This is a genomic window from Halorubrum salsamenti, from assembly GCF_007671685.1.
In the GTDB taxonomy this organism is placed as follows: Archaea; Halobacteriota; Halobacteria; order Halobacteriales; family Haloferacaceae; genus Halorubrum; species Halorubrum salsamenti.
The window spans coordinates 597,800-617,075 of the sequence record NZ_VCNL01000002.1 but is presented as its reverse complement, the minus strand read 5'-3'; the positions used below and the strand labels follow the sequence as shown (position 1 = coordinate 617,075).

Sequence of the window (19,276 nt, the reverse complement as noted above, 5' to 3'; positions counted from 1 at the left end):
CCCCGCCGGTTCCGACGCTTATTTCATCGGGCCCACCGGTACGGCTTTCCCCCGCCCGACGGTGTCTCTCGTATCGGCTGCCCTCGACCCTCCCAGCTCCCTCGACGACGCCCCGACGCTCGCGGCCGGGCGGCTCGACGACCTCGCCGAACCCGCCACGCGCTCGGAGTCCGCGGACGCCGAGGCCGACGAGATCGACGTGTTCGCCCCGGCGACCGCCGAGCGGATCGGACTGGGGAAGGTCCGGCCGTCGTGGAGGCGGGGCCACCGGGGCGACCTGCGGATTCAAGTCCGTGGCCTGCCACGGATACGCATGGCAGGACCGGATCCCGCCGAACTGCGGCGGGTCGTCGACGCGTTCCCGGCGGCGGCCGGCGCCGCCGAGTCGACTCGGATCGCTCGCGTCGACGACCTCCTCGACGGGACGTACGGCAGGCTGCTCCGCGAGTGGTACCCCGAACTCGAGAGCGTGACGGAGGCGTACCGCGACGGCGACGTCCTCCGCGAGGACGTGCTCGAACATGTCGAGGCGGTGCCCTCGTTCCGTCTCTCGGACGGCGCGGCGCCCCTCCCGGAGAAGCGGCGGGCGCTCGCCGAGGCCGACGAGACGGCCGACGAGGTGACCGAAATCGCCGGCTGGTACGCGACCCTCAGGTCGATGCTTGACGACGACCCCGACGGTCTGACCCGGCTCGAGCGCCTGCTCCACGGCTTCGGCTACGTCCTCGCGCACGGACTCTTCCTCGGCGCCGCCTCGCCCGAGCGCGTCGTCCGGCGGCTCCGGCTGGCGTACCGGTCGGTCGGCGTCAGCATCGACGACACCGCGAGCGAGGCCGGCGCCGAGCGGACGGCGTTCACCTGCCCGTACCGCGACGTGGGCGGGCGGATCTACGGCGAGAAGTGGCTGTGTCACGAGAAGCTCGACCGCGTCGACGACGGCTACGTGACGTACCTCGCGGAGCGGGGGATCGACTACCAGCGGCCGCGGGACTGCGACGGGAGCGAGCGGTGTTACTCCACCGTCGCCCGCGACGGCCCGGAGGTGTGGTGGCCGAAGAACCCGCCCGCGGCGGTTCGCGCCCGATCGTGACCCGGGACCGTCGCCGGTCGCGGTCGCCACCGTCGCGACCGAACTCGGGCGACGGGTCGCCCCCGACGACCGACGGCGAACCCGTGGCGCGCCGGATCCAGCGCGGGTACGCCGCGTGGGCACGGGTCTACGACTGGTTCGCGCGAGCGACCGCCTCGGTCGGCGGGGTGCGGGCGGACTGCGTCCGGGCGCTCGACCTCGACGCGGGCGACGCGGTCGTCGAGTTCGGCTGCGGCCCCGGCGTCAACGTCCCGGCGTTGCGCGAGGCCGTGGGGCCGACCGGTCGGGTCATCGGCGTCGACATCACCGGCGCGATGCTGGAGCGGGCGCGCGGGCTCGCGAGGCGGCGAGGGTGGGAGAACGTCGAGTTCGTCCGGGGCGACGCCACCCGTCCGCCGGTTCGCTCGGCCGACGCCGTCCTCGCCACGTTCGTCACGTCGCTGTTCTCGGACCCGTACGCGGTCGTGAGCGAGTGGTGTGCGCTGGCCGACAGCGTCGTCGTCGCGGCGTTCGCGCCGCGGGGGAGCCGTCCCGCGAACGCCGCCCTCTCCGCGTTCGCCCGGCTGAACGGGCGGCTGTTCGACGTGAGAGGTGGCGATCCGCTCGACCAGCTTGACGCGCGGACGGCCGCGACGGGACGGGCGCTCGCGGACCGGATGGAAACCGTGAGCGAGGAGCGATATCTGTTCGGGACGATATCGATGTACGCCGGTCACGGACCCGCGGACGATCGGAAAGGGTGAACCACGGGGCGGAACGCAACGTTTAGCGCGCCCCCGTCCCCACGACCGGTCATGAGCTTCTTCGAGACGCTCGCGGACCGGAGCGAGTCGACCGACAGCGTCGTCTCGGTCGGTCTCGACCCGGACCCGAGCCGGCTTCCCGAGTTCGTCGCCGACGCCGATCTGCCGCGGTGGGCGTTCAACCGCCGGATCATCGACGCGACCCACGAGCACGCCGCCTGCTACAAGCCGAACGCGGCCTTCTACGAGGACGCCGACGGCTGGCGCGCGCTGGAAGAGACGATCGCCTACGCCCACGGGAAGGACGTGCCGGTCCTCCTCGACGCCAAGCGCGCCGACATCGGCAACACCACCCGGCGGTACGCCGCGGCGCTCGACGACGCCGACGCGATCACCGTGAACCCGTACCTCGGCCGCGACTCCCTCCAGCCGTTCCTCGACCGCGCGGAGAAGGGCGTGTTCGTCCTCTGTCGCACGTCGAACCCGGGCGGCAGCGACCTCCAAGACCTCGAACTCGCCTCCGGAGAACCCCTCTACGAGCGCGTCGCGGCGCTCGCGGACGTGTGGAACGGCAACGACAACGTCGGCCTCGTCGTGGGCGCGACCGCGCCCGAGGAGCTCGCCGAGGTCCGCGAGATCGTCCCCGAGATCCCCTTCCTCGTCCCCGGCGTCGGCGCGCAGGGCGGCGACGCGGAGGCCGCGGTCGAGTACGGCCTCGCCGACCGCCCGGAGACCGCTGTCGACGTGGGGCTCGTCAACTCCTCGCGCGGGATCATCTTCGCCGGCGAGGAGTCGAGTCGGCCGGGCGACGAGGCGACGTACTTCGGCGCCGCGGGCGACGCCGCCAAGCGGCTGAAAAAGCGGCTGAATCGGTATCGGTAGGACTCGTCGACGCCGTTAGGATCGGGTGTGGGGCCGGTTCACTGCTGGCGCCCCTGCGCGCACGCCGTGCAGATCTCACCGGCGTCTCTCCAGTGGTCCTCACAGACGGCGCGGCCGCATCGGGGACACGTGTGGCGCGCCGGCGCCGCCTCACAGACCTGACAGAGTCCGGTGACGCTCATGGATCCCCTTGGGTCGGGTCGCTTATGAGTGTCGGGGGCGACCCCCGCGTATGCGCCAGTTCGTCGTCATCGGCCACGACGTGCCCACCGATCCGGACGCGGTCTCGCTGTCGGACATCCCCGGTGCGGGCCGGCTCGACCTCCTCTGCCGGTGCGTCGCCGCCGGCGTCTTCCTCTCGCACGGGATCCGCGAGGACGTTCGCGTTCACCTCGTCGTCGCCGACGAGTTCACGGTCACTTTCGACGCGGACAGCCTCCGACACCTCCACCCCGACGAGCGCAACGTCGCCGCGCGGATCCGGGACGCGCTCGACGCGCAGGACGACGCGATCGGGCACATGCCCGCCGACGTCTCGCCCGGCGTCGAGCTCCGGCGGATGGGGCTGGAGGCGACCCTCGATCGACTGCTCGACGCTTCCGGTGCCGCCAGTGCCTCCGGCGACTCCGCCGACGCCGGCCCGACGCCCGTCCAGCTCCACGAGGACGGCGACCCCCTCGTCGACGCCGCGCCGCCGACCGACCCCGTGTTCGTGCTCTCCGACCACAACGACTTCACTCCGGCCGAGCGCGACCTGCTCGCGGATCGCGCGGAGCGCCGCGTGCGGGTCGGGCCGAAGCGCCTCCACGCCGACCACACCGTCTCGGTCGTCCACAACTGGCTCGACACCGATGGCTACGCCTCCTACTGACGACCGGCGCACGACGACCGCGCCCGCGACCGACGACCGGTTCGCGGTCCCGCTTCGGGGCGTCGACGTCGACCCCGAGACGCGCTGTGCCCACTGGGACGGCGCCGTCGACGTGGTCGCGCTCCGGTTCGGCTGCTGTGAGACGTACTACCCGTGCGACGCGTGCCACGACGCCGCGACCGACCACGAGGCCGAACAGTGGCCCCGTGACCGGTTCGACGAGCCGGCGGTCCGCTGTGGCGTCTGCGGCGCGACGCTCTCAGCCCGCGAGTACCTCGACGGCGACGGAGAGGCGCAACGCGCCTCTGGCAGTCGGGCGAAGCCCGACGACGACGCCTGCCCCCGCTGTGACGCCGCGTTCAACCCCGGCTGCCGACGACACCGCGACCGGTACTTCGAGGCGTGAGGCGGGCGCCCCGGTCGGCCCTCGTCGGGACCGACGCTCGAACGTCCCTGGTTTTCGGAAAGGTTAAAAGAACGAGCGGCCTTTCTGAGAATGCGGGCCGGTGGGGTAGCTTGGTATCCTTCGGCCTTCGGGTGGCCGTAACCGCGATTCGAATTCGCGCCGGCCCACTTCTTCCCGCATTCGTTCAGGATTCGCGAGACTGGAGTACACCACTTATAAGGATTCAAGGAGAATACCTGCGGCTTTAGCCGCAGGATGAATCCGACAACGTCGACACGTTCTACCGTGGATGGCACAGCCTGAGTTTCCCAATCCGCAGTTTTAATTGTCAATCGCTTCAACAGGGAAGTAAGGTCAGGTCGGAACGGAGCGGATTCCGAACGGCCTTGGGAGGCGGCCTCGCCGCCGCTAATGAGACAATATCCGAAACACCAACACGGTGAACGCGAATGCCAGAAGCGTTCGTCTGTGCCTGTTGGTCGAGCAAGCCCAAAGATAACTCCAAGTCCGGCGACGTGTCAGCGACTCCCTGCTGGCAAAAACAACAGGTGAGAGTCACCGACGCCGAGGATAGGAGTACCGGCGGTTTGGCACCGCCAGCCAGCTACCGACTACGACGACTGGGTTAGACGGGTTCCCGCAAAGTGGCGGAGTCATGGTTGCGAACCTGAAACTCCCACCGCTCGGGATTCCTCCGCGTGAACGCGGAGGAGGATGTCAAAAATGCTGTTTGGGTCACGACCGCCGAGTACGGACACCGAGTGCCGTCACGAGGAGCGCGAGCACCGCGACGATCACACCGAATCCGGGAGCGTCTCCAGTGGTTTCAGCGTCCGTCGGTGTCGCGTTACCGTCACCACCGAACTGCGTGATCGCGCCGGCCTCGGTTCCCTCAAGTAACACCGTTCCACTCCCGCGCGGTTCGAACCTGATCCGGACGGTCTCGTTCTCACCGGGCCCGAGCGTCACCGCTCGTTCGGCAACCGACTCGCCGTTCATGCTGACGGTGAGATTTCGAGTTGCCGGGCGGTCACCGGGATTATCCACCGTCGCGCGAAGCGTCGTCTCGTACCCCGCCTGGACTTGGTCTGCCGGCACCGCGCTCTCGACGATGTCGACGCGTCCGGGTTCGAGCGCGGCGACGGCGATGGGTGTGGCGTCTGGCAGTGTTACCGTGTGAGTGTCTCCCTCCACCTCATGCGTGACGTTCGCCAGCGTCCACTCGCCGTCGACGTACCGCAACACCGCAACGTGTTCCGGTCCCAGTTCACGGGGGATCGCCTCCTCGTCGACGGCGAACTCCAGCGTCGCCGCACTCGTTTCGGTCGCGTCAAGCGTCGAATTGAATTCCACGTACCCCAGCTCCGTCCCGTGCGGAATGGGATCGCGACCGTCAGGTTCGGCCGTCGGGCGTCCGATCGTCGTCTCGAACGCCGCTCGGTCACCAGCCGGGTCCACCGCGGCCGAGGAGACCGACACGGCGGGCCGTGAGTCCGACGGGCCGGCAAGATCCACCGCGATATCGTATCGCCCGTCGCCCGCGCCGTCGACGACGGCGGTGACGGCCTCGTCCGATTCAGACCGGACCACGGTCGGCTCCACACCGCCCGTCGTGCCCGACCCTGAAGAGCCCGACGAGCCCGACCCTGAAGAGCCCGACGAGCCCGAGGATCCGGACGGTCCTCCGCCGCCACCAGAGCCGGTGTTGTCCCGCGGTTCGACAACGGTTGCGTTGGCAACGGCCGTGTCGTCGACCGCGACTGTGTACTCGCCGGTGGCGTTGTACGCGTGGCTGATCGTCAGCGTCGTCCCGTTTTCGGGCACGGCCACCGTTCGCTGGATGACGGTGCCGTCACCGAGTGCGATGTCGACGTCTCGTTGACCCGTCGCCTCGCCGTCGTTTCGCAGTTCGACGGTGAGTTCCACCGACTCGTTCACCTCGACTGACTCGGGAGCGAGACCCGTCTCTCCGAGCGAGACGTCGGCCGGTTCGAGCACAGTAAGCGTGCCCACGGGGTCGCCGTTGACGGTGAGATCGTAGTCGCCGGTCGTCTCGAACGTCCGATTAAACCGGACGGTCTCGCTCGCATCGGGACCGACAGTCCGAGTGTCGGTATCGAGCGTGTCGTTGCCGTTCCGAAGTCGCGTCGTGAACTCGCCGTCCACGTCGCCGTCGTTCCCGATCTCGACGGTCACCGCGGCGGACTCGCCAGTGGTGATCTCCTCTGGTTCCAGGGCGGTGTCGCGGACCGAGATGTCCGCGGGCTCGAGCACGCTGAGCGTCCCCGCCGGTTCGTCGTTAACGGCGATCGCGTATTCGTCCGCCGTCTCGAACGTCGGCGAGAACGCGGCCGTGTCGCCGTCGCCGGGACCGATGACGAGCTCCTGGCTCTCGACCGATTCGCCGTCGACGACCAGGGTCGCGGTGTGTGTCCCCGTCTCGGTCCCGACGTTCACGATGGTCGCGGTCACCTCGGCTGACTCGCCCTCGAACATCGTGTCCGGCTCGACGTCCGCATTCGTCGTTCGGAACGTCGCCGGTTGGGTCACGGTGAGCGTCCCGGCAGACGCGCCGTTAACAGTGATCTCGTACTCACCGTCCGCGGTCGCGGTGTAGGTGAACCGTTCCGTGCGCCGCTCTCCGGGGCCGACCGTCAGCTCTTCGGTGGCTTTGTCCGCCCCGTCGGCCGCCACCGTCACTGACAGACTCCCCTCGCGATCGCCGGTGTTCTCTATCGTGGCGGTGACCGTGACCCCGCTACCCTCGGACACCACGTCCTCCTCGAGCGTCGCGTCCGTGACGGTCGGATCGGCCGGCGACCCGACCGTCAGCGTGCCGGCAGCCGTCTCGTTGACCTGTACGTCGTACTCGCCGGGCTGCTCGAAGGTTCCGCGTAGCTCGATCGATCGCGAGTCACCGCCCGCAAGCGTCACCGACCGCGTGTCGACGGTCTCGGTGGTGCCGTCTTGGCTCGTCGCGCGGAGCCCGGCTGTAAACGTCCCCTCGCCGCCGCCGACGTTTGCCACCTCGGCGGACACGACTGCGGTGTCGCCCGCCAAGATGGTGTCGTCGTCCAACCCCGCGTCCGACACCTCGAACGCCGCAGGTTCGGAGACCGTGAGGGTTCCAGCCGGCTCGCCGTCGACGCTGAGATCGTACGTTCCCGCCGTATCGAACTGCTCGGTGAATTCGACCGTTTCCGTCTTGTTCGGTCCGATATCGACGTCCTTGGTGTTGATGACCTCGTCCCCCTCCTCGAGATCGGCCGTGAACGTTCCCGTCTCATCGCCGACGTTCTCGATATTCGCCGTGACCGTGACGGTTTCGCCTTCAGCGATCGCTTCCTCGGCGAGGTCGGCATCCAGGACTTGAAACTCGGCGTTGGCCGCGGCAGCGGAGATCCCGATGCCGACTCCTCCCGGGAGGGTCACCGCTGCGAAGACGGTGACAGCACAAACCCAGATGACGGCGGTCTTGCGGCCGGACATGGGTACTCAACCCGACCGAGAGCAATTGTTATATCTCCCCAATGTGGCTTAAGACAGTCTTAGATTTGCCCGGTGTCAGTTAAGGCAGTCTTACGTGGCGAGGCGAATGGAGGCTGCGACCGGGATCGCTCAGCGCCAGTCCAGCGCTCTCGAACTTTCGATCGGCTAGCGGCGGTCGTCGACTGACCGCCCCCGGCTCCTGCGAGCGACGTGAGGGGAACCGAGGCGTCGATCTCGGCGACTACGACATTGACAAGCTTCAAGTCCACCGCTGGCCGGGTGTAACACGAATGAAACTCTTCGCCTCGGCGTCGGACCGGCGGCGAGGGATCCTCGCACTCGTCGCCGCCGCCGTCGCGTTCGCCGCCCTCTACTTCCTCGTCCGCGAGTACGCGGGCTTCATCACGAACGCGGAGGCCCTGCGCGTGTGGCTCCGGCAGTTCGGCGTCCTCGCCCCCCTCGTGTTCATCGCCATTCAGGCCCTCCAGGTCGTCGTCGCCCCGATCCCCGGACAGGTCGTCGCCCTCGTCGCGGGCTACCTGTTCGGCTCCTTTTGGGGCACCGTCTACAGCCTCGCGGGCGTGTTAATCGGCAGCGCGGTCGCCTTCTCGCTCGCGAAGCGGTACGGCCGGTCGTTCGTCGAGGACGTGATCCACGAGGACGTGGTCGCACGCTTCGACGACTTCGTCGACACCGTCGGCGTCCCGGGGCTGTTCGCGTTCGTCATCATTCCCGGCCTCCCGGACGATGCCATCTGCTTCCTGAGCGGCCTCACGAAGTGGAAGCTCCCCACCTTCATCGCCGTGATCAGCGTCGGCCGGCTGCCGGCGTACGTGTTCACCGTCTACGCCGGTAACGAGATCGCAGGCGGACGGTTCCTCTCCGGGCTCGCGCTCATCGCCGTGGTCGTCCTCGCGTCGATCGTCGGGTACTACAAACAGGAGGCGGTCAGGGATCTCGTCGCTCGCATCGAGCCGCGGCTCCCCTTTTGAACGGTCTGTCGTGTCCCGGTGGGTCCGCGGTCACCCCCACGTCCAATGTCGATCGAGGACGAACCGATAGAGCCCGCTGAGGAAGATGGCGACCGCGTTGGCGACGAGGTACATGACGCTCGCCCACTCCACGAGCGCGTAGAGGACGCCGAGCTGGATCGGGATCGCCGTCCCGCGGACGAGGTTCGTCCTGAGCAGGCCGCCGAGGTACTCGGCGGTGCCCGTGTTCTGACTCGCTTGGAACGTCCACGCGTTGTTGAGCACGTACGAGAGGACGATCGTGATCTCGATCGCGATGGTGGCGCCGATCAGGTAGTTCAGTCCGGCGAAATCGACGAACAGCCACAACAGCCCCATCTGTATCGCCGCGGTCGACGCGCCGACGACGACGAACCGGCGCATCTGGACCGCGATCGGCCCGGTCGTGAGGTTCCTGAGAACGGCTCGGATCATCACCGATAGCCGAGCGCTTCGAGGCGGGCCTCGAGGTCTTCGTCGACCTCGTCGTCCCCGCCCTCGCCGTCGCCGGCCGCCTCCGCGTCCGCCTGTCTGTCGCGGAGCTCCGCGACACGGTCCGCGGCGACCGGCGCGAACCGCTCGACGACCGCGAGCGCCTCGGCGGACGGATCCGCCGACAGGTCCTCCTGCTGGGTCGGGTCCGACGACCGGTGATACAGCTCCGTCTCCCCCGTGTCCGCGTTCTCGATGTACGTCCACTCGGCGTCGCGGACGCTCACGAGGAGGTCGCCGTCGGAGAGCGACCGCGGGATCGGCTGTTCGGTCACCTCCTCACCCCGAACGGTGACGGAGACGACCGGGTCATGATCGGGCGACTCGCCGTCCCTGACCGTCGACGCGAGGGACTCGCCGCGCCACTCCGGAGGCGACTCGACGCCGAGCAGGTCGGCGACGGTCGGTGGAATCGCGTCGAGCCCGACGTGTTCGGAGACGCGACGGCCGCCGTCCTCGCCGGGGACGTTGACGATGAGCGGCACTCGAATCAGCTCGTCGTACAGCTTCGGGTAGTGCGCGAGGTGGCCGTGCTCCTGGAACTCCTCGCCGTGGTCGCCGGCGACGACGATCGCGGTCTCGTCGGCGATCCCGGCCGCCTCGAGGTTGTCGAGGAGCCGTCCGACGCTGGCGTCGACCTGTCGCACCGTCGCCTGATACAGGGTCCGGAGCTCGCGGAGGGTCCGCTCGCCGACCTCCCAACCGAGGCTCGTGCGCGTGTGGGCGTGGAGCATCCGGTGGGTGCCGACCAGCCCGTCCGAGACCTCGCGGATGTACCGCGGCGCGGGGACGTACGGGGTGTGCGTGTCCATGTAGTGGACCCACAGGAAGAACGGGTCGTCGGCGTCGTCGACGAAGTCGGTGGCGGCGTCCTCGACGTCGAACATCCGCGACGCGTCGAGAAACGGTCGGTCGTCGCTGTTCCCTCGGATCTTGGAGCCGAGACGGCGGAACGGCGAGGTGACGAGCTGGATCCACGCCTCGACCGTCGGGTGCGCCGCGAGGTACCGGCTGTACCGGCTCGACCCCACGCTTGTGACGAACGGTTCGAACTCGTCGAACCCCTCCGGATACCCCCAGTGGGAGGTGAGGAAGCCGTTGGCCGCGTTGAAGCCGCCGGTGGCGATCCCGGCCTCGGAGAGCACCGACGCGAGCGTCCGAGAGCCTTTCACGCCGATATCGCCGCTCCGAGCGAAGACGGGCTCTGAGGCGAGGATCGAGGGGAACGAGAAGGGCGTCCAGTTGCCGGTCGCGAACGACCGGTCGAAGACGGTCCCGTCGTCGGCCAGCTCCGAGAGTACCGGCGAGTACCGATCGCCGTCGTAGGGGGCGATCGCGTCCGCCCGGAGCGAGTCGATCGTGACGAGGAGCACGTTAGAGACCGATCCATCCGACGCCGAGGACGAGCCTGTCGAATTTGAATCGGTCGAGTCCGGTCCGGCCGAATCCGAATCGGTCGAGTCCGAATCGGTCGAATCCGACGACGAGGTCGATGCAGTTGTGTCCGAGGTCGACGTGTCCGATACCATATTATGCGAAAGCGGGTTCTGACGTCGCCGAACCGCGGCTCGGCCCGACCGGTCGCGTCGGATCCCGCTCCCGAACGGAACGAGATGCGGGCGCCCGCAGAGTCGAAGGGCCGGCGAGAGCCCGCCGACTCGTCGGGCCGAACGTCAGGATCACTAGTATACCCGACAGCGGACTGCCAGCGGCTTGAGGATTTCGGTTCCGGAGGCGACGGGGGATTCGACGACTCTCTCGACGGAACGTAGGTATTTGGCGCTCGCGATCCGAGAGGGACTATGAGCGACGCGCCGACTGAAGCGAGCCGCGAGGGAGAGCCGGCCGAGGCCAGACGCCTCGGGGTCGGAGCGCTCGACGAGATCGTTCCGTCGGACGAGGTCCCCGAAGGAGTGCCGGGGGAGTCGCGGGCGGTCGACACCGGCGACGTTCGGCTCCACGTCGTCGAGGCGGGCCCGGAAGACGGGAAGCTGCTGGTCTTGCTCCACGGCTTCCCGGAGTTCTGGTACGGCTGGCACGAGGCGATCGCACCGCTCGCCAACGCGGGCTACCGCGTCGTCGTCCCCGACCAGCGCGGCTACAACCTCTCCGAGAAGCCGCCCGCCGTGAGCGACTACCGGATCGACGCGCTGGCGCGGGACGTGGTGGGACTGATCGACGCGTACGACCGCGAGACCGCCGCCGTCGCGGGCCATGACTGGGGCGCCGCGGTGGGGTGGTGGCTCGCGCTCCACCACGTCGACCGCGTCTCGGAGTTCGTCGCGGTCAACGTGCCGCACCCGACCGTCTTCGAGCGCGCCCTCCGGAACTCGTGGGACCAGCGGCTCAAGAGCTGGTACGTGCTCGCGTTCCAACTCCCCAAGCTCCCCGAGGCGGTCGCCAGCGCCGGGGACTGGCGCCTCGCCGTCCGGGGGCTCCGGGCGTCGAGCGATCCGGGGACGTTCGGCGACGAGGACTTCAGGCGCTATCGCCGGGCGTGGAGCCGCGACGGGGCGTTCGAGGCGATGGTGAACTGGTACCGGGCGGTCGTCCGCGACCGCCCGACGCCGGCGACCGAGACGGTCGAGGTCCCGACGCTCGTGATATGGGGAGCGAAGGACCGCTTCCTCGCGAAGCGACTGGCCGGCGAGAGCGTCGAGCGCTGTACCGACGGGCGGCTCCTCGTCCTCGACACGGCGACCCACTGGGCCGTCCACGAGGAGCCGCACCGCGTCGCCGAGGCGATCGCCGACCACGCCGACCCGCTGCCGCCGGGCGCGCGGGAGTAGGTCGCCGGTGGCGCGTCCGCCCGCACCCGCGCCCGCAGTCCCGCCAAACGCCTTTTATATCGACGCCGGCGACGAACCGGTATGACGATCGATCGATACGCGGACGCCGTCGACGGGCTCGCACCCGGCGCCGGAGAGGTCGAGACGGCGGAACTGGCAGTCACCGACGACGTGCTCGTCAAGGCGTTCGCGCTCGGGCCGGGCGCGACCGTCGAGCCGCACGAGCACGGCGACGCCACCAACGTCTTCCACGTCCTCGAAGGCGAGCCGACCCTCGTTCGCGGGGGGGAAGAGGAGTCGCTCGCGGCGCCCGCGGTCGTCCTGAACGAGCGCGGGACCGTCCACGGCGCCAGGAACGACACCGACGAGCGCGCCGTCATCACGGCGAGCCTCTGCCCGCTCCCCTGATGGACGGCGAGATCGATCCCGACGAGCTGGCGGTCCTGCTCGATGACAGCGGAGGAACCGACGCCGACGCTGACGCCGACGAGACCCTCCGGATCGTCGACATCCGCGATCGGCGCGCGTTCGACCGCGGACACGTCCCCGGCAGCGAGTGTATCCCCTTCCCGGAGTTGACGACCCGCGTCGCGGAGCTTGAGGGCGCCGCGCGGATCGTCACCGTCTGTCCCCACGGGGTCGCCAGCCGGCAGGCGGCCCAGCTGATCGGGAGCTACGCGGGAACGCAGGACGCGCGCGTCGAGAGCCTCCGCGGCGGCATCGAGGCGTGGGAGCGCGACGCCGGCGAGTTGGTCCCGACGGCGACCGACGGAGCAGACGGCGAGACGGACCCGACAGAAGACGCCGACGAGGGACCCGACGCGCCTTTTTAAACCACCTCCCTCATCCGCTTATTCCCCCCGCTGACCGCGACGCGTGAGCGCCACAGTCGCGACGACTACCGAGACGAGGGCGACCGCCGGACCGAATCCGGGCGCGCCGTCGACCGAGATCGGGACGTCGCCCTCGACGGCCACCGTCGTCGACGCCTCGTCGACCGGGCCGACCACGCTCACGGTCACGTCTTCGTCGCCGCCGAGCGACCCACCGCCGCCGAGTTCGATCTCGCGTTCGACCGTCGCCTCCTCGCCGGCGTCCAGTCGGACCGGCGCGGTCGCGGCCGTCTCGCCGTCGATTCGAAACTCGATCTCCCCGCCTGCGGGCACGCTCGCGTCGTTGTCGACGGTCGCGGTCGCGACGATCGTCTCGCCGGCGGCGACGCGGTCGCGGTCGGTCGAGACGCCGCGGACGCTCGGTCGCGCGGCCTCTGAGACGGCGACGATCAGGCGCTCGCTACCGATCCGGACCTCGTACTCCCCGGCGGATTCGAAGCGGTGCTCGAAGCGCTCGACCGTCTCGGCGCCGGCGTCGAGCGTCCCCGACCTGTTTTCGACCGGCTCGCCGTCGACCGAGAGCGACAGGTCGTAGCTCCCGGCGGCGCCGCCGGTGTTGGACGCGACGACCGCCGTTTCGAGCGACTCGCCGGCCACCAACTCGACGGGGTCGCGGGCGACGGTCCGGTCCCGGTACTCGCCTGTCGCCCGGACCCCGTCGTCCGCGAGTTCGAATCCCACCTGCGCGGGAGTTTCGCCGAACGCCGCCGCGTGGGCGTCCCGGTCCCACGTCTCGGCGGTCGCCCGCGTCGTCGTCAGGCGCTCGGCGTCGGCGCGGACCTCGGCCGCGGTCGCGTCGTCGACGCCCTCGGCGGCCGCGGCCTCGACCGCGTCGAGGACGTCCCCGTTGGTGACCGGCCCGTCGGCCTCGTTCAGCTCGCGGAGGACCGTCGCCAGCGACGCGGCGCCGTCGGTCTCGGCGCGGAGGCGACGGTCGATCTCGCCGGCGACGAGCGCGCCCTTCGTGTAGTCGGGGTTCCCCTCCCACGTGTCCGGGTCGGAGAGCACCGCCGAGGCGTCGGGCTCACGTTCGCCGCGCGCTAACGTGGCCTCGAACTCGCCGAAGTCGGCGGCGCCGCGTTCGAGCGCGAACAGCGCGGCGTAGTGGGTCGCGCTCGCCTCCGTGATCCACCGACCGCTCGCCTCGGTGCGGTACGCCTGCCGGGTGTGGACGTACTCGTGGGTCCAGACGTCCGCCGCCGTACCCGCGGGCTCCTCGTCTCTGACCCACAGGTCCGCGTCGCCGGTCTGGAGCCCGCGAACCGCCCACGACACCTCGCCCGTGGGGGCCGCGAACGCGGCCACCGTCTCGTCGCGGGCGCCGACCTGCAGCGCGGTCGACGCGTCCGCGAAGACATCGAACACCTCGTCGGGCGACGCGACCGGGTCCGCGGCGTCGGGGACGATCAGCCGGAACCGCTGGCCCGCGGCCTCGCGGACGTACTCCTCGTGCGGCCCGAGGAACGCCATCGACCGCGAGGCGACGCCCTCGCCGGGAACGACGGTCTCGCGATCGAGTCGGACCTGCCCCTCGTACTGCCCCGTGTACGACCACGCGGCGCGGACGCGGGGCGTCCGCACGAGCGCCCACTCGCCCGCGTCGACGAAGCGGTAGGTGCCGTCGGCCGCGAGGGGCCCCTTCCCCTCGACCGTGTCGTTCGCGTCGATCGCGTAGGCGAGCGAGGGGTCGGCGGTCTCGCCGTCCCACGTCCAGACCGACTCGCCGGCCCCGGCGTCGTCGGCCGGGACGAATCCGTCGGCCTCGACGTCGGCGTCGGCGTCGACGCTGAGCAGCGCCACTTCGAGCTCCGTGACCCGATCGGGGATCTCGGCCCGCGTCGTGACGCCGACCGTCCCGCGCTCGTCGGTCTGAGCCAGTTCGCTTCGCAGTCGGATCACGTCGGCGTCGTCTCCGGTAGTCTGTGCCGCCGGACCCGCGTCGGTGCTCCCCGAGAACGACTCGACGGAGGGGTTCGCCTCGCCGAGGGAGACGGAAGCGACCCCGGCCGCCGTCGGTGAGACGAGCAGAAGCGCGACGAGCAGAAGCGCGACGAGCGAGAACGCGCCGACGGCGGCTCGAACGCCGGTCGACGACTCGGGCCGATTCATACGTATCGTACCGCGCGCGCCGAACATAGAGCTGTTCGTGGACACGTTGACACGAATCCGGCGTCGCGTCGGGGCTTTCGACGCGACGCCGGACGCTTCGAGAATTAGGGGGGAGGGAGCGTGTGACAGGTCCCTCCGTGCGACGAATACCGGTGAGAGGGGTTAGTTATACGCTCCTTGAAGTGTCATCGATCCCGACTCGTCGGCCCGTTCGCGACCCCGAGCCTCAGATCGCGCGGATCCGGGTCATCCAGAAGTCGCGGAACGCGTCGTCGAGCGCGTCCCGCGGCTTCCCGGTCGCGTCGGAGACGTCGGTGACGTCGGCGTGTTCGCGGACCTCGCCGAGCACGCTGCGCTCGCCGACGACGATCGTCCGGTCGATCGGGGGGGCGGCGTCGGGGTCGCGGTCGTCGAGACCCGCCAGCGCCGCGGTCGCCTTCTTCAGGTGGTCGTCGATCTGGCCCTCGCGCCGGCGTTCGAACCGGCCCTGCGAGAAGCCGCCCTTCGAGTGGGCCTCCTTCACGTCGGAGGTGAACCCCTCGAACTCGACCCGCTCGTCGCCCTCGTAGACGCCGAGCGCGAAGGTGTCGGACCGGACGAGCGCGAAGGCGACCCGTCCGGTCGGGCGGAACCACGAGTCGTCGAGCCGGAACTCGTCGTCCCACCGGTCGAACGGCGCCGGCTCGATCGGGGGCGTCAGCGCCGCGCTCACCGCCCCGGTGTCGTCGGCGATGACCACCGCGGGAGCCGCCCGCCGGACGAGCGCCGTGCGGTCGCCGAACCACTCCGCGACGCTCGACGGCACCGCGTCCTCGTCCGGGACGAACGCGGTGAGGAGCCCCTCGGGGTCGTCGCTTTCGACCGCCCGGAAGCGCCCGAGCGCGTCGGTCAACCGGGAGCTACGAAGGTCGCTGACGCGCCGGAACTCGATCGACTCTTCCTCCTCGCCTTCGGTGCGATCGAGGCGTTCCTCCAGCGACTCGATTCGGTGTTCGAGCTCGTTGACGCGCTCCTCGGCGCGCTGGCGGTCGGCGACGGCGTCGGACCGGCGCTCCTCCTCGGCCTCGGCGCGGCGTTCGAGGTGGCGCTTCTCCTCCTCCAGCTCCTCGATCCGCTCTTTCAGCTCGGCGCGCCCGAGCAGCCTGTCGATCATACCCGAACGCCGACCCCCCGCGACCTAAAAGGTGCGTCTGTAGCTGCTCCCTAACGCACTCGCTTATAAATGAACGACGGTGGCGCGTGCCGACGAGCGCCCGCAGGGCGCGAGTCGCACGCGCGAGGTCGCCGGCGCTGCGCGCCGGCTGCCAGTGGGACCTTCGATCCCGCGCTGGAGTCGGGCGGCCGGAGCGAAGCGGAGGCCGGCCGACGAGGCTGGGGCTTTGGATGCGTTCACCGCAACGTCGTCGACCACTTATAAACAGCCGACGGCAACACCGCGACCCGACTTATAAACGACCAATCAACCGCACCGATATACCTACTCCCGGCATCAACCAGTTTTCACTGTACCGACGCATCGGACTGCGAGAAAAACGGTCGAACGAGGTTCGAGCGCGCCTTACGACGTCGACGGCGACATCTCGATGTTGAGGCTCTTCTGGACGAGCTGGGTGAACGCCATCGAGCACAGGAAGTACCAGACGATCCACATCTGGATCGGGCCGACGATCCCCGTGTCCCACGTGACGGTGCCGGCGAGCGGGACCACGAGCTCCTGTGCGGCGATGTCGGGGTACGCGGCGGTGGAACCGCGGTAGCCGATCACCCAGAACATCCACAGGAACGCCGGGATCGTGAGGAACATGATCCACACCATCGGGCGGAACTGCTCTTTGAACATGCCGAGCTGGTCGCCCATCGCGTCCATCTGCTCCTCTTGGATGGCGTCGAGCGCCTCCTGGTCGTCGCGCTCCTTGGCCTCCTTCCGGCGGTCCTGGATGTCCTTCATCCGGTCCTGGTACGCGCTCATCTTCTCCATGTCCATGAGCCCCGCGCGCAGCAGCGTCGAGTACAGCCCCGTCGCGAGCGCGATCACCATGACCACGACGTAGAAGGGAACGAGGTTGAGGAGCGGTCCCAACACGACGTCGAAGGCGCCGGCGATCGCGTTGCGGACCGGGTTGACGGCGTAGCCGACGAACGCGCCCAGCGTCGCGACCGCGGCGATCTTGTCCCACTTGGTCCAAGTGGTCGTCTCGGGCGTGTCGACGTCGCTGCCGGTCGGGTCGTCGTCGTCCTCCAGCCCCTCCTCGATGGCGTCGCGGTCCGCCAGCGCGAAGCCGGTGTCGCCGTCGACGAGGATCTCCTTCTCGATGAGCCGGCCCCACTGCCCGCTCGTGATCTCATCGCGGACGTCGACCCACTGGACCTCGCCGTCAGTGGCGTTATCGAGGACGACCTCGACCGCGTCTCGCATCTCGCCGTCCCCGCTGACCAGCGAGCGGACTCTCCGTTCGACCTTGCTCATTACCGCCCGGTTGTCGGCGGACGGTTAAGAACCTTGCAGGATCGCCGGCGACCCGGTCGCCGGCGCGATCTCGGTCGCGACGACCCGACCCGGTAGCGACCGTTCGACCCCTACTCGTCGAGAACGTCGCTGATACGCTCGAAGACCTCGTCGGGGGTCGCCTCGCCGTCGACCTCGACGAGGTCGCCCTCGTCGCGGAAGTGCTCGATGACGGGCTCGGTGTTCTCGTAGAACACGTCGAGCCGTTCGCGGGCGGTCTCCTCGGTGTCGTCGTCGCGCTGGATCAGCTCGCCGCCGCACTCGTCGCAGACCCCCGGCTCCTCGGGCGGCTGGAAGTCGACGTGGAAGTTCGCGCCGCAGTCGTCGCAGACCCGACGACCGGTGAGTCGGTCGACGAGCACCTCCGCGTCGACGGCGAGGTAGATCACGGCGTCGAGGTCGGTGATCTCCGAGAGGTACTCCGCCTGGTCGAGGTTGCGCGGGTAGCCGTCGAGCACGAAGCCGTCGGCGTCCGCCAGCGCGGCCTCGACGATCTCGTTGACGACCGGGTCCGGGACGAGTTCGCCGGCCTCCATGAACGAGCGCGGCGTGCCGTACTCGGTCTCCATGTCCTTGTTCGCGCGGAGCGCGTCGCCGGTGGTGACGTGCTCGACGCCGTACTCCTCGGCGAGCTTCGCGCTCTGCGTGCCCTTTCCGGCGCCCGGCGCCCCTAACAGAAGGATCCGATGACTCATACCGGAGCGCTCGCCCGCCGCACGTAAAGGCTTGAAGATCCCGGCCAACGCTACGCGATTCCCCGTACCGCCGCGCGGACTCCCCGTACCGCCGCGCAGACTCCCGGCAACGCCGCGGACGACTCCTGTACCCCTATTCGTCCCCCTCGTTCTCGTCCGAGGCGGCCTCCGAATCCGCATCCGGATTCAGCCGGAGCCCCATCTCCAGTTCGAAGCTCTCGGCGTTGGAGGTCTCGAACCCGATTTTCTTGTACAGCGAGACGGCCGCGCGGTTCCAGCGCTCGACGGTGAGCCACACCTTCTGAACCCCTTCGGCCTGTCCGTGGCCGAGCAGCCCGCGGATCAGGTGCGTGCCGATGCCGGCGCGCTGGTACTCCTGATGGACGAATATCGCTAACTCGTAGGCGTCGCCGTCGGGCACCAGCGTCGCGTGTCCGGCGACCTCGTCGCCGCACCACGCGATCACGTTGCGGCAGTCGTCGTCGAGGATCGCGTCTAACCACTCGCGGATCCGCTCTTCGCCGCCCGGCGGAATCCCCTGCGCGCGGTCGGACGGATCGAAGTCGTCGTACATCTCGACGAGCGCCTCGTACCCCTCCTCGGTGCCCTCGTAGGGACGGATCTCGACGGTTCGCCCCTCCCGATCCGTGAACTCGGTGGGAGGAGCGAGGAACTCGTCGGCCACCGCCTCGGGGTATCCTCGATCGCTCATCTGACCAGCGTGACGGACGTTTTGGCGTTCAACAGTACGAACTCGGCGATCGACCCGATCGTGATCTTCCCCATCGGGCTCGTGTGTCCGCCGCCGAGGACGATCTCCTCGAACTCCTCCGTCTCCGCGATCTCCACGAGCCGGCTCCCCGGATCGCCATCAACCAACCGGACCTCGGCGTCGATCCCCGCCTCCTCGACCGCCGACTCGGCACGCCTCACGATCTCGTTCGGGTCGATCGACGAGTCCGGGTTCTCGACCACCGCGACCGTGAGGTCGTCGTTCGCGACCGCCGCCCGCTCGACGGTCCGGTCGAGCGCGCGGAACGAGTCGTCGCTGCCGCCGATCCCGCAAAGCACCTTCATGTGGCATCCCTCCACGCGACGATATAAAAATGGATCTCCGGGACGCCCGACGGTGTTCGGGTCGGCGGTCGGGCCGTCTCCGCGTCGACCGATCGTGAGGCCGGCCGCGTTCGCTCCGTCGTACGGTCCTCCGCCGACGAATGGACGACTCGATCCCGGCCGCGTTCGACGACGGCGTACTGGTCCCGGACGCGACCGCAGCGACCACCGACAACACTTTTGCC

19 protein-coding genes and 1 tRNA gene are annotated in these 19,276 nt (G+C 69.4%); 10 read left to right on the top strand and 10 right to left on the bottom strand.

The window, feature by feature from the left end:
- Nucleotides 1–313: 313 nt before the first annotated feature.
- From FGL94_RS07615 to pyrF, 3 genes are read left to right on the top strand one after another with little or no spacing between them, the layout of a single operon-like run.
- The gene (locus FGL94_RS07615; protein ID WP_144923757.1) at nucleotides 314–1,090 is read left to right on the top strand and encodes a hypothetical protein; all 777 of its coding nucleotides are present in this window, start codon (nucleotides 314–316) and stop codon (nucleotides 1,088–1,090) included.
- Nucleotides 1,048–1,833 carry a class I SAM-dependent methyltransferase gene (locus FGL94_RS07610; RefSeq protein ID WP_144922958.1) on the top strand — a complete coding sequence of 262 codons (786 nt, stop codon included), beginning with the start codon at nucleotides 1,048–1,050 and terminating at the stop codon, nucleotides 1,831–1,833. Before FGL94_RS07615 ends, FGL94_RS07610 begins: the two co-directional genes overlap by 43 nt.
- A gap of 51 nt (nucleotides 1,834–1,884) precedes the next feature.
- Nucleotides 1,885–2,715, top strand: coding sequence for an orotidine-5'-phosphate decarboxylase (gene pyrF / locus FGL94_RS07605; protein WP_144922955.1), 831 nt, complete (start codon nucleotides 1,885–1,887; stop codon nucleotides 2,713–2,715).
- A 38-nt stretch (nucleotides 2,716–2,753) separates the two neighbouring features.
- Here the strand turns inward: pyrF and FGL94_RS07600 are convergent, their stop codons facing one another.
- On the bottom strand, nucleotides 2,754–2,897 hold the full coding sequence (locus tag FGL94_RS07600; protein ID WP_144922952.1) for a zinc finger HIT domain-containing protein: 144 nt from the start codon (nucleotides 2,895–2,897) through the stop codon (nucleotides 2,754–2,756).
- 50 nt (nucleotides 2,898–2,947) lie between these two features.
- Between FGL94_RS07600 and trmY the strand changes: the two genes are divergently transcribed.
- The 3 genes from trmY to FGL94_RS07585 all read left to right on the top strand — a co-directional run bounded on the left by trmY (nucleotide 2,948) and on the right by FGL94_RS07585 (nucleotide 4,159).
- Nucleotides 2,948–3,586: a tRNA (pseudouridine(54)-N(1))-methyltransferase TrmY gene (trmY, locus tag FGL94_RS07595; protein WP_144922949.1), complete on the top strand. Its 639-nt coding sequence runs from the start codon at nucleotides 2,948–2,950 to the stop codon at nucleotides 3,584–3,586.
- Nucleotides 3,567–3,992 carry a CHY zinc finger protein gene (locus FGL94_RS07590; RefSeq protein WP_144922946.1) on the top strand — a complete coding sequence of 142 codons (426 nt, stop codon included), beginning with the start codon at nucleotides 3,567–3,569 and terminating at the stop codon, nucleotides 3,990–3,992. Before trmY ends, FGL94_RS07590 begins: the two co-directional genes overlap by 20 nt.
- Nucleotides 3,993–4,086: 94 nt before the next feature.
- Nucleotides 4,087–4,159, top strand: a tRNA-Pro gene (locus FGL94_RS07585).
- A gap of 568 nt (nucleotides 4,160–4,727) precedes the next feature.
- Here the strand turns inward: FGL94_RS07585 and FGL94_RS07580 are convergent.
- Complete coding sequence (locus FGL94_RS07580; RefSeq protein ID WP_144922943.1) at nucleotides 4,728–7,481, bottom strand: CARDB domain-containing protein; 2,754 nt, start codon at nucleotides 7,479–7,481, stop codon at nucleotides 4,728–4,730.
- A gap of 290 nt (nucleotides 7,482–7,771) precedes the next feature.
- Between FGL94_RS07580 and FGL94_RS07575 the strand changes: the two genes are divergently transcribed.
- Nucleotides 7,772–8,473, top strand: a complete 702-nt coding sequence (locus FGL94_RS07575) for a TVP38/TMEM64 family protein (protein ID WP_144922940.1) — start codon at nucleotides 7,772–7,774, stop codon at nucleotides 8,471–8,473.
- Nucleotides 8,474–8,503: 30 nt separating this feature from the next.
- On the opposite strand, the gene FGL94_RS07570 is transcribed toward FGL94_RS07575, so the two are convergent.
- Both FGL94_RS07570 and FGL94_RS07565 read right to left on the bottom strand, forming a co-directional pair.
- Nucleotides 8,504–8,926 (bottom strand): GtrA family protein, encoded by a 423-nt coding sequence (locus FGL94_RS07570; protein WP_144922937.1) that lies wholly within the window; start codon nucleotides 8,924–8,926, stop codon nucleotides 8,504–8,506.
- Nucleotides 8,926–10,512: a sulfatase gene (locus FGL94_RS07565; RefSeq protein ID WP_144922934.1), complete on the bottom strand. Its 1,587-nt coding sequence runs from the start codon at nucleotides 10,510–10,512 to the stop codon at nucleotides 8,926–8,928. The genes FGL94_RS07570 and FGL94_RS07565 overlap by 1 nt, the downstream gene beginning before the upstream one ends.
- Nucleotides 10,513–10,785: 273 nt before the next feature.
- Between FGL94_RS07565 and FGL94_RS07560 the strand changes: the two genes are divergently transcribed.
- The 3 genes from FGL94_RS07560 to FGL94_RS07550 all read left to right on the top strand — a co-directional run bounded on the left by FGL94_RS07560 (nucleotide 10,786) and on the right by FGL94_RS07550 (nucleotide 12,605).
- Entirely contained in the window at nucleotides 10,786–11,772 is a 987-nt protein-coding gene (locus FGL94_RS07560) for an alpha/beta fold hydrolase (protein WP_144922931.1), read from the top strand.
- A gap of 81 nt (nucleotides 11,773–11,853) precedes the next feature.
- On the top strand, nucleotides 11,854–12,180 hold the full coding sequence (locus FGL94_RS07555) for a cupin domain-containing protein (RefSeq protein ID WP_144922929.1): 327 nt from the start codon (nucleotides 11,854–11,856) through the stop codon (nucleotides 12,178–12,180).
- Nucleotides 12,180–12,605: a rhodanese-like domain-containing protein gene (locus FGL94_RS07550; RefSeq protein WP_144922926.1), complete on the top strand. Its 426-nt coding sequence runs from the start codon at nucleotides 12,180–12,182 to the stop codon at nucleotides 12,603–12,605. The genes FGL94_RS07555 and FGL94_RS07550 overlap by 1 nt, the downstream gene beginning before the upstream one ends.
- An 18-nt stretch (nucleotides 12,606–12,623) precedes the next feature.
- Here FGL94_RS07550 and FGL94_RS07545 read toward each other — a convergent pair whose 3' ends face one another.
- The 6 genes from FGL94_RS07545 to FGL94_RS07520 form a co-directional block, all read right to left on the bottom strand.
- A complete protein-coding gene (locus FGL94_RS07545; RefSeq protein WP_144922924.1) occupies nucleotides 12,624–14,774 on the bottom strand; it encodes a hypothetical protein in 2,151 nt (716 codons plus the stop codon).
- Between the two features lie 226 nt (nucleotides 14,775–15,000).
- Complete coding sequence (locus FGL94_RS07540; protein WP_144922921.1) at nucleotides 15,001–15,927, bottom strand: Vms1/Ankzf1 family peptidyl-tRNA hydrolase; 927 nt, start codon at nucleotides 15,925–15,927, stop codon at nucleotides 15,001–15,003.
- 405 nt (nucleotides 15,928–16,332) lie between these two features.
- Complete coding sequence (locus tag FGL94_RS07535) at nucleotides 16,333–17,241, bottom strand: DUF106 domain-containing protein (RefSeq protein ID WP_144922918.1); 909 nt, start codon at nucleotides 17,239–17,241, stop codon at nucleotides 16,333–16,335.
- Between the two features lie 110 nt (nucleotides 17,242–17,351).
- Complete coding sequence (locus tag FGL94_RS07530) at nucleotides 17,352–17,975, bottom strand: adenylate kinase (protein WP_144922915.1); 624 nt, start codon at nucleotides 17,973–17,975, stop codon at nucleotides 17,352–17,354.
- Nucleotides 17,976–18,108: 133 nt separating this feature from the next.
- Nucleotides 18,109–18,687, bottom strand: a complete 579-nt coding sequence (locus FGL94_RS07525) for a GNAT family N-acetyltransferase (RefSeq protein ID WP_144922913.1) — start codon at nucleotides 18,685–18,687, stop codon at nucleotides 18,109–18,111.
- On the bottom strand, nucleotides 18,684–19,052 hold the full coding sequence (locus FGL94_RS07520; protein WP_144922910.1) for a universal stress protein: 369 nt from the start codon (nucleotides 19,050–19,052) through the stop codon (nucleotides 18,684–18,686). Before FGL94_RS07520 ends, FGL94_RS07525 begins: the two co-directional genes overlap by 4 nt.
- Nucleotides 19,053–19,276 lie beyond the last annotated feature (224 nt).